Genomic DNA, 9,960 nt, shown 5'->3' with positions numbered 1-9,960 from the left:
TAGGTGTAAAGGTTGAGAGACCAAAGCCAAGTGGTACTAATAGCCCGAAGCTTTCTCAAGCAGACAGACACTGTTGTCTTCCTCTTTAATTTTTGAAACAAACAAGAAACGTAACTCTTTCAATAGATATGTCATTTGGCATGAATAACATGATATCAATCATGATAATGTCAATAAAGATTTTTAGGTGCCTATATCGGCGGTGTCTACCTCTTCCCATTCCGAACAGAGCAGTCAAGCCCGCCAGAGCCGATGGTATTGCCGTAACAGGTGGGAGAGTAGGTCGGTGCCTTTTTTTACACGGAAGCCCTTGCTGGAAACAGTCAAGGGCTTCTTTCGTTTAGATACTTCCGTATTTCCATGTACAGGCTATTGCCTATCCTCCGCATATCGGTTATCGCAGTACTAAGCTTGAGTTTACTGTATGATAATTTTCTAGTGCTAAAACTTGAACAAGGGAATTAAGCCTATTGTAACTCATTCTGCTTACTTGATGTAGAATTCTGGTATGGCTTTATATAAACAAAATGCATACGTATGATCTTCTTAGTGAGGCTATTATTGGGTTTATCAAATTCGCAAACCGATACTGTTCGTTTTGCCGAGCAGGAATGAGGTTATAAAACTAGTAATAGAGAAGTCCAAGTTTAGAACATTTTATATGTAATTTTAACTTAAATATTTATAATTTTTTACTTAATATTCCCTATGCCTCGGATGTCCAAAACATGAACAATGAGACAATTATAATACGCTACGTATAGATATTTAAGTTAAATGTTTAGTTTTTTAATGTTTTGCAGGTGGTAAAGTGAATTATTGGAATGAATTGTATATTTGTGGATATTGACTTATATAATGAAAAAAGCTAAATTATTAATGTTGGGCCAAATGATGGCAGTTATTGCTCTACTTATATTTTCCGAAACACTTTGTGCTCAAAAGAAATCTAATAATACAGATTATATTGTTTTCATGAATGGAGATAGCTTATATGGGAAAATTTCTTCAGTTACGGATAGTAAATTGTCATGGCGTGATGGAGATACGCAGATGGATTTTTTTCCAGACCAAGTTTTTCGTGTTTATCAAAATAGTAAAAGCAAAATTTTCGCACCTTCTTACATCGAAACAGGGCTAGAAAAGGTTAAAAATACAAAACTTCAGATTTTTCGGATTAATAAAGAAAAATCAGAGGAATTAAGATTTGCTGAATTAATTCAGGACGGTGAAATAATGGTCTATTATTTTAAAAGCTCTGGCTTGGCGGTGGGAGGTGGAACCTCTGGACCTATTCTCGGTTTCACGACAACGAAATATTGGTGTGCTCTTAAGCGTTCTTCTGGGGAGATAATTGAATTGAATGATGTTGTAAAAGATATTTTGGGGAATGATGTAAAACAAAGGGCTAAAGCGCTATCAGCGTTAATAGAAGATGAACCAACCATATTAAAGCAATTTCAGCTTGAACGAAAATATAGTTACGAGTTGTTTTTAAATTATATAAAAAAGTATAATGAAGCTAGGTTATCTAAACAAAATGGGGCCAGCATCGTTTCGGAACGTATAATATATTAGCTTATTGGCGTCATAAATGACGCCATTAAGCTAATATATCATCAAAAAGGAATTCTGAGATAATAGACTTTAATCTTCTTCTGTATAAAAGTCGATCAACGAGGAGATATAAGGATCTTCCCATCCATCCGAGATATTTTCAAAGTCTTCATCAGGTATATTCGTTTGCCTAATTTCCAAGGAAGTCCCTTTTTTATGCTCATGCAACTTTAATGTAACAATAGAAGGGCTGTCTGTTTCACCGAAATACCATTCTTGTACAATTTTTGTCGATGGTTCTAGCTCCAAGAATCGGCCAGTTATAGCACCATCCCACAAAGAGAATTCTCCATTGACAGTAGGGTCTATTGACACAAGGTCCCCTGTCCAAAGACGAGCGGTAATTTCGGTCGTTAATGCAAGATACAGCTCCTCTGGAGTTGCAGGAATAATAGCATATTTCTTGAATTCTTTCATGGTGCAAAGTTACTCTTTCTTGTAATTTACCACTTATTTTGACTTCATTTTTATTTATCTTAATTTTATCGCAAACTATTGGGACAACATGAGTAATTTTCTGCCAAATTCTTTAGTGAAAAAGTTAGGAGTGAATCCGCTATTTGATACTGATGCATTTATTAAGATACATGAGGAAGGTATTCGGGCGACAGCAATACGCCTAAACCCTAATAAATTAGACGATTGTCCGTTTCCTAATGCAGGGCAAGTTCCCTGGTGTAATGTGGCTTACTATCTTCAGGATCGTCCAGTGTTTACGTTGGATCCATTATTTCATGCTGGAGCATATTATCCACAAGATGCTTCTTCCATGTTCATCGATCATATCATTCGAAGTTTGAAGTTACATGAGGGGAGTATTCGGGCGTTGGATTTATGCGCCGCACCAGGAGGAAAGTCTACCTTATTAAACAGTAGCTTACATCCGGAATCACTCTTAGTTACAAATGAAATTATTAAAACAAGGGTTACAATCCTGCAAGATAACTTAATGAAATGGGGAAATGCGAACACAGTAACTACAAATAATGATCCTGCAGCGTTTAATCGTCTTCCTGGATACTTCGATTTGATGGTTGTTGATGCGCCATGTTCTGGATCTGGAATGTTTAGAAAGGATGCCGATGCCATCGATGAATGGTCCGAAGCTAATGTTAAGCTTTGTAGCGAAAGACAACAACGGATTTTGGTTGAAAGCTTGAGCGCTTTAAATAGAGGCGGATATTTGTTTTATTCAACCTGTTCTTATTCACCGGAAGAAAATGAAGATATTGTCGATTGGCTATTGGATAGCGGCGATTTTGAATCTGTTGAAATAGCTATTGAAGAGCATTGGGGAATTGATCATACAAATTCTAATAAGCATCGTGCACACGGTTATCGATTTTACCCGCATAAATTAGGTGGAGAGGGCTTTTTTATTGCTATCCTTAAGAAGGTTGGTGAACAGGAAACATTCAATAGAAAGCGAATTAAACCAGAGAAATCAGATGTACCCAAGGGAATTTTAGATAACTGGATTTCCGATAGTACTAGCTTTCATACTTTTCTTCATCATGAGGATATATATGTTTTCCCAAAAATGTACGAACATGATCTAAAGTATCTTCAAAATGTACTTTATCTTAAGAATGCGGGAACGAATGTCGGCAAGCTTAGCAGAAAGGAGCTAATACCAAGCCATGCACTGGCTTTGAGTAATCATTTGACCAGAGACTTTCAATCGGTAGAATTGTCGCTTGAAGATGCACGTAATTACCTTAGAAAGGAAAATATAGCTGTGGATACGATTGGCGAAAGTCTTCAAGGATGGACAATAGCAAGTTTTGAAGGTAAACCTTTAGGCTGGATGAAGGTATTGACCAACCGAATCAATAACTATTATCCAAAGGAATTGAGGATTGTAAATTTATAAAATTTAGAAGCATTGAACGCGGAGAGTATGTTTATAAAAGCTGAGCTTAGGAAAGGCTCACTATAATTGAACAGATATCTTTAGCAACTTCTTCTTTCGATTTTAGGCTAAACTCACGGGTATTTCCAGCGCGATCGATTATAGTGACTTTATTGGTATCTGTCGCAAAGCCGGCCCCTTTATCCTGCATGGAATTGAGCACGATAAAATCCAGGTTTTTTCGAATCAATTTGTCTTTCGCGTTTTCGAGCTCATTATTGGTTTCCAATGCAAACCCAACGAGTAATTGGTTTTCTTTCTTTTTAGCCCCTAAAGTTGCCAGAATATCTACCGTTTTTTTCAGCTCAATGGAGAATTCGTTTTCTTTCTTTTTTATTTTTTGGCTAGCGACTTCAACTGGTGTGTAGTCTGCCACAGCAGCACTCATCACAACAATATCTGCGGCTTCAAAATGTTCTTCACAGGCATGTAACATCTCAGCTGCCGAGGTTACTGAAATGGTATCGACGCCTTTGGGTAGTTTAAGGGCGCTGGGGCCTGATACTAGCGTGACGTCTGCGCCAAGTTCTTCAAGTTGTGTGGCGATAGCATAGCCCATTTTTCCACTTGAATGATTGCCAATGAATCGGACTGGGTCTATAGCTTCATAAGTAGGACCTGCAGATACTAACGCTTTCTTTCCTGCTAAGGGCAGTCCTCTCTCCGAAAATTTAACTAAGAAATCCATTATTTCTTCTGGTTCTGCCAAACGTCCCTCACCCACTAGACCGCTAGCCAATTCCCCTTTTCCCGGAGGGATTAGGATATTGCCATAAGAATTAAGCTTATTGATATTGAATTGTGTGGAAGGGTGTTTCCACATATCTAAATCCATTGCTGGAGCGAATAGTACCGGACATTTCGCTGATAGATACACAGCTGTTAGAAGGTTGTCACAAAATCCATTGGCCATTTTGGCCAGTGTATTTGCCGTTGCAGGAGCGACTAAAATGTAATCCGCATTTAAGGCAATTTCGACATGATTATTCCATTCCCCCGTATTCGGTTGATAATAATCAATTAAAACAGGATTTTTAGAAAGAGTGGAAAGCGTAAGCGGGGTAATAAAGGCTGTCGCTTCTTTTGACATGACTACGTTAACTTGGGCATCTGCTTTTACTAAAAGGCGGATGAGGAATGCAATCTTGTATGCGGCAATACTGCCGCATACAGCAATTACAATATTTTTCCCAGCTAAAGCCATCGTTTAAGGATTAGTCCTGCTCTTTTGAAGGATTTCTGTAGTACACTTTGTCGTGTAAAAATTCATCAATAGCAACCAAAGTAGGCTTTGGCATGCGCTCGTAATGTTTTGAAATCTCAATTTGTTCACGGTTTTCGAATACCTCTTCCAAGTTATCGTTGTTACTTGCAAATTCGGCAAGTTTTCCGTTCAATTCTTCTTTAATGTCTACTGCAATTTGGTTCGCGCGTTTAGAAATAACTACAATAGATTCATAGAGATTGTCAGTGCCTTTGTCCAATTGTCTCAAGTCACGTGTAACTGTAGAGTTTGGAATTGAATTGTTATTTTTTTGACTCATCTTTTTGGGTATTTTCTTTTTCTTTTTTCGCCTTTTGTTCTTTGATATATACTTCCTGCTCTGCAACGGCTTTATTATAATCCTTCACTTGAGAGAGGGCGGTTTTAATCCCTTTTTCAGAATTTTCACGAAGAGATTCTGCCTCTTTCATATGTTTGCTATTCGGAAAATTACTTGCGAAGCTACGGTAATAGTCTAAGGCATCATCAAATCTACTTTCTTGTTTCAGGAAGAAACTTTTGGATGCATAGATGTATTGTGCTTTTAAGGATAAAAACTCAATCTCTTCTGCATATTTTGTATCAGGGTATTCTTTTAATACATTCTGTAATGCGATGACAGCTGCCCTATAATCATCCGTAAGACCCATGTCATAGTACAGTCTTGCATTAGCAAATGCTTTAAGCTCAAGCTTATCTCTTAATTTCTGAATAAGATCTGCAGCTTCTTTGGACCGCTCCGATTCGGGATAGAGATTGACAAAGAGCTGTAATGCATCAATTGCTTTTCTTGTATTTGCTTGATCTAACGTTGATCTCGGAGAATCCAAGTAATAGCAATAGGCATGCATAAACCGACATTCCTCTGCTCGTGCACTGTTTGGATAAACATCCGCAAAATCTTTAAAGTGAAATGCTGCAGATGTATAATCTTTCAGACGGTAGTTGGCAAATGCCAAATAATAGTAAATATTTTCTGCTTCAGCTTGTCCACGGAACTTGGTCCGCAAGTCATCAAACAAAACTAACGCCTTTGTATATTTCTTTTTCTCATAAAGTTTTACGGCCTCTTCGTACTTTTGAGCGATATTATTGCTTGCGCGCAATTTCTCAAATTTACTTTTACAACCAGTAAATACCAATAGAAACATCATGCCGGCACAGATAGCCGCTATACGCCTATTTAAAAACATTTTACAAAGATAAGTGAATTTGTTATACTAATCAATTAAATTTTACTGTGCAATATAGTTTAATAATTATTTGATCGCAAAAACAACATTTCTTATTAACATTCTTTAACTCGATAGGTGCTATGAAGAGGGGATATTGTCATTTACTTGTTGTTTTTCCATTGGTAGCGAGGCTCAAAAATACACATTTTAAAATATTTGATTATCTTTACATATTACAATCATTGAATAGCATTAAGAGTATGACTTTAAAAGAAAAAGTTGAGCAAGCATTAGATACCTTGAGACCATATTTGGAAACTGATGGCGGAAATGTGAGTGTTGAAGAGATTACAGCGGATAATGTCGTGCGTTTAAAATTATTGGGAGCATGTGCTTCATGTTCAATGAGCATTATGACCTTTAAAGCTGGCTTAGAGCAGGCAATTAAGCGGGCTGTTCCTGAAATTACTGCAGTTGAGGCTATTAATTTAACGGATCCCGACTCCCCAGACGCAACTTTACCCTCTGTTAATTAGTTGTTCTATTAACACAATTTAACGGCTAGTTCGGCTACTTTTGTTTAAATTTGTTCTATGAAGTTGCTGGTTTCTATATTATTTGCTGTATTTGTACTTTTCTGTTCCTCTTCTTTGCAGGCTCAGGAAAGGAAAATTATTCAGTACTCCGGTGTCGTTACAACGGTGGGGTCTGGACTTTCTGTAGGTTATGCGACTGTCACTAATTTATCTTTCCGAAATGAAGCATTTGCTGCAAGTAACGAGGGTTATTTCTCTTTTGTAGCGCATGTGGGCGATACAATTCGTTTTACTTCTGTCGGTTTTGATCCTTTAGTTGTCGTTATTCCTGACGTTCCTGGAGATAAATATACCGCAAACATCGTTATGCAAAATTTAGTTACCGAACTCCCGATGGTAACACCCTATCCTTGGGCAAGTATAGAAGAGTTCAATCTTGCATTTATGAATCTAGACGTTTCTGAAGATAACATCGTACGCGTAAGAAGGTCCTTGTCTTATGAGTCCTTGTCGGCAATGGCAGCTGTAATACCACGTGACGGAAATGAAATGCGTTCCATTAACAATGCGCAGAGCTTTAATACGATGAATAATAAAGTCATCAACCAACGTTATGCTAATCCATTGTTAAATCCTTTTGCATGGGGCAGCTTAATCCAGCAGATTACAAAAGGTAGTCAGAGCCGAAAAAGCTCTAATTATTAATCAGTCGCCTTCAGTTTATTGAGTTCTCTGACACTTAGTTTAGCGGAGAAATAGGAAACTAGACCAGAGATACTGGTGACTGTCATGAACACCAAAATGTAGTCACTCCAATTACTTACCATAGGGTAGCTGTCAATAATTGTATTTGCTCCATCTTCTACACGAATGATTCCATAGGCTGACTGGATATAGTTGAATATGCCGCCTATCAATAGGCCCAATACACACCCAATAATGCCGATCATAAGGCCTTCATAAAAGAAGATACGTTGAATTAGATCATTCGCTCCACCGAGACCTTTCAGTATCGTCATATCCTTTTGTTTGTCTAGTACAAGCATGGTTAAGGAACCTACAATATTAAAGATTGCAATCACACTGATCAAGGTCAGTATAAAAAAGACAACCCAGCGTTCAACACGTACATTTTTATATAAGGTAGGGTTTTGTTTTTCCCTATTCTTTACAATGTAATCCGGTCCTATTTTCTTTTGTACTGCTTGCCCAAATGAATTAACATCTACACCATCTTTTAGATAGAACTCGATCGATGAAACGCGCTCATATTCTCCGAGAACCTCTTTAGCAAATGAAATTGGTGTAATAATCAAATTGTCAAAATCTTGTTGATAGCGCAATACTCCTCCGGGAGCTATGGATCGTATGTTGAATTCTTCGGCAGGATTGGAAGAATTCTTTACTCCTTTTCTCGGAGAATACACTTGAATTTGTTCAGCAGAGTTCTGCATAGGAATTGCCAGATTTGCCTGTACGCTTGCCCCTATAATTGCAAGGTTAGTCGAATCATGGGTAAGTTTGTACTGACCATCTACGAGGATACTGTCTCCGGCCTTTTTACTTAGCGATTGAGGTTCGACGCCTTTTATATTTGCAATAAATTGTCTATTTGAATATTGCAGCAATACTTTCTCTTGTAGAACCTCTGTGTAATGAATCACATTGGAATCCTTCCGTAATTCACTGAAGACAGCCTGTTTACTGTCAAAAAGTTTTCCTTTCTTGGGTTCAATCTTCAGTTCAGGAGCAAACTTACTGTACATAGATAGTATCAGCTGCTCCATTCCATTGAATGAAGACAACAAAATGATTAAAGCGGCACTACTTACCATTACGCCAATTACACTAATAGAAGAGATGATATTAATGGCATTAACTGATTTCTTAGAAAACAGATATCTTTTTGCAAATAGAAATGGCAGATTCATGACTTTTATCCTCGGATAAATGGATTAGAATTTTTTTCGAAGCCAATCGTTGTCGATGGCCCATGCCCAGGATAGACGATCGTGTCGTCGGGCAAGGTATAAAGTTTTGTTTTTATGCTATCCAAAAGCTGCTGGTGATTTCCCCCAGGAAGATCAGTACGGCCAATGCTATTGCGAAATAGGACATCTCCCCCGATCAAGAATTTTTGATTAGCTGAATAAAAGCAGGTATGTGCAGGGGAATGTCCAGGTGCAAGAATGACCTTTAGCTCATCCTTATCCAAATAAATGGTATCATCCTCATTTAGAAATGTTTCTCCGATTGGGGAGATGTCATATCGGATGCCCATTTGAGGAGCGTAATTCTGAACCGCTACTAAAATGGGTACTTCGCCTTCGTGGAACTGCGGGAGCAAGCCAAATTTCTCATGGACAAAACTGTTCCCCAAAACATGGTCAATATGGCAATGTGTATTTAATAGGAGTGTCGGCTTGAGATTATTGTTTGCGATGAAAGCTAATAGTTCTTGCTGATCTTGCTCGCCATACATCCCAGGATCAATGATAATGGCATTTCCTGACTCGTTATAGAGTAGATAAGTATTTTCCTGATATGGATTGAAAGTGAATGTTTTGATCGTAAGCATAGTGGTAAAATTACAGTTTTTATTGATTTCTTACTATTGAAAGCTCAACTATTCCAGATTTCCCAGTTTTTTTCTGCTTGTAGAATCAGCATTTCATATCCGTTTTTGATTCTGGCGCCTTTTTCTTTACTTTTTCGAAGAAATGCTGTTTCCTCTGGATTGTAAATGAGATCATAACAGAGGTGGTTCTCAGTTAGGAATTCGTAAGGGATTTTTGGATATTCTGCCGTATTGGGAAATGTACCAACCGGTGAACAGTTGATAATCACTGTATGGTCAGCTAGGATAGCAGCATTAAGTTCATTATAAGTTAGCTGGTCTGCCTGTTTGGTTCTGCTTACTAAAGTATGCATTATTCCAAGTTGATTCAGGGCATAAATGACAGCCTTTGCAGCGCCTCCATTACCTAAAATTAAAGCCTTCTTATCCGCCAGGGGATTTAGTAGCGGCCTTAGTGATTCCTCGAAACCATAAGCGTCAGTATTGTAGCCTTTTAGATGCGTTGCGCCATCTGATGTATGACTGATTCGAATACAGTTTACAGCTTGTATTGTACGAGCTTCTTCCGAGAGCTCGTCCAAGTAATCCATAACCTCTATCTTGTAGGGAATGGTCACATTGACACCATAGAAATCTTTATTGGAAGCAATTGTTGTAAAATCGGCTATTTGAGCAAGTGGATATAAATCGTAATCCACATCGGTAATATGTTCTTGATGAAATTTTTCTAAATAATATTTTTTTGAAAAAGAATGCCCTAACGGGTATCCTATTAAGCCTAATTTTTTCATTTGAATTGCGGAAAGTACATTGTGGGGATAGGAATATATCTTCATTTTTAGTATCCGGTCATTGCGTGGCAACAACCGGATGTGGCG

General features: G+C 37.9%; 11 protein-coding genes and 1 rRNA gene. 5 read left to right on the top strand and 7 right to left on the bottom strand.

Translation table 11 applies throughout. The features are described from left to right. The first annotated feature begins 183 nt into the window (after window positions 1-183). Both rrf and A9970_RS12035 read left to right on the top strand, forming a co-directional pair. A 5S ribosomal RNA gene (rrf, locus tag A9970_RS12040) occupies window positions 184-295 on the top strand. A 563-nt stretch (window positions 296-858) separates the two neighbouring features. Next, window positions 859-1,578: a hypothetical protein gene (locus tag A9970_RS12035; RefSeq protein ID WP_182982411.1), complete on the top strand. Its 720-nt coding sequence runs from the start codon at window positions 859-861 to the stop codon at window positions 1,576-1,578. 69 nt (window positions 1,579-1,647) lie between these two features. Here A9970_RS12035 and A9970_RS12030 read toward each other — a convergent pair whose 3' ends face one another. Continuing rightward, complete coding sequence (locus A9970_RS12030) at window positions 1,648-2,034, bottom strand: SRPBCC family protein (protein ID WP_088163349.1); 387 nt, start codon at window positions 2,032-2,034, stop codon at window positions 1,648-1,650. 88 nt (window positions 2,035-2,122) lie between these two features. On the opposite strand from A9970_RS12030, the gene A9970_RS12025 reads away from it, so the two are divergent. Further along, entirely contained in the window at window positions 2,123-3,490 is a 1,368-nt protein-coding gene (locus A9970_RS12025) for a methyltransferase RsmF C-terminal domain-like protein (protein ID WP_182982410.1), read from the top strand. A 46-nt stretch (window positions 3,491-3,536) separates the two neighbouring features. Here the strand turns inward: A9970_RS12025 and coaBC are convergent, their stop codons facing one another. The 3 genes from coaBC to A9970_RS12010 are packed head-to-tail and all read right to left on the bottom strand — an operon-like array spanning window position 3,537 to window position 5,986. Next, window positions 3,537-4,733 carry a bifunctional phosphopantothenoylcysteine decarboxylase/phosphopantothenate--cysteine ligase CoaBC gene (coaBC, locus tag A9970_RS12020; protein ID WP_182982409.1) on the bottom strand — a complete coding sequence of 399 codons (1,197 nt, stop codon included), beginning with the start codon at window positions 4,731-4,733 and terminating at the stop codon, window positions 3,537-3,539. 10 nt (window positions 4,734-4,743) lie between these two features. Next, the gene (locus A9970_RS12015) at window positions 4,744-5,073 is read right to left on the bottom strand and encodes a DNA-directed RNA polymerase subunit omega (protein ID WP_075990346.1); all 330 of its coding nucleotides are present in this window, start codon (window positions 5,071-5,073) and stop codon (window positions 4,744-4,746) included. Continuing rightward, entirely contained in the window at window positions 5,057-5,986 is a 930-nt protein-coding gene (locus A9970_RS12010; RefSeq protein ID WP_153844535.1) for an outer membrane protein assembly factor BamD, read from the bottom strand. The genes A9970_RS12015 and A9970_RS12010 overlap by 17 nt, the downstream gene beginning before the upstream one ends. Window positions 5,987-6,228: 242 nt before the next feature. Here A9970_RS12010 and A9970_RS12005 point away from each other — a divergent pair, with 242 nt between their 5' ends. Further along, a complete protein-coding gene (locus A9970_RS12005) occupies window positions 6,229-6,504 on the top strand; it encodes a NifU family protein (RefSeq protein WP_182982432.1) in 276 nt (91 codons plus the stop codon). Window positions 6,505-6,561: 57 nt separating this feature from the next. Next, the gene (locus A9970_RS12000) at window positions 6,562-7,209 is read left to right on the top strand and encodes a hypothetical protein (protein ID WP_182982408.1); all 648 of its coding nucleotides are present in this window, start codon (window positions 6,562-6,564) and stop codon (window positions 7,207-7,209) included. Here the strand turns inward: A9970_RS12000 and A9970_RS11995 are convergent. Genes A9970_RS11995 through aroE form a run of 3 tightly spaced genes read right to left on the bottom strand, consistent with a single transcriptional unit; the run spans window position 7,206 to window position 9,918 of the window. Continuing rightward, window positions 7,206-8,435 (bottom strand): FtsX-like permease family protein, encoded by a 1,230-nt coding sequence (locus A9970_RS11995; protein ID WP_153844532.1) that lies wholly within the window; start codon window positions 8,433-8,435, stop codon window positions 7,206-7,208. The two genes, A9970_RS12000 and A9970_RS11995, sit on opposite strands and share 4 nt — an antisense overlap. 5 nt (window positions 8,436-8,440) lie before the next feature. After that, window positions 8,441-9,082: an MBL fold metallo-hydrolase gene (locus A9970_RS11990; protein WP_182982407.1), complete on the bottom strand. Its 642-nt coding sequence runs from the start codon at window positions 9,080-9,082 to the stop codon at window positions 8,441-8,443. Window positions 9,083-9,126: 44 nt separating this feature from the next. Next, window positions 9,127-9,918, bottom strand: a complete 792-nt coding sequence (aroE, locus tag A9970_RS11985) for a shikimate dehydrogenase (protein ID WP_310889285.1) — start codon at window positions 9,916-9,918, stop codon at window positions 9,127-9,129. Window positions 9,919-9,960: the final 42 nt, after the last annotated feature.

This window comes from Sphingobacterium sp. UME9, assembly GCF_014170215.1.
Classification (GTDB): domain Bacteria; phylum Bacteroidota; class Bacteroidia; order Sphingobacteriales; family Sphingobacteriaceae; genus Sphingobacterium; species Sphingobacterium paramultivorum.
This window is presented reverse-complemented; position numbering and strand designations above follow the sequence as displayed.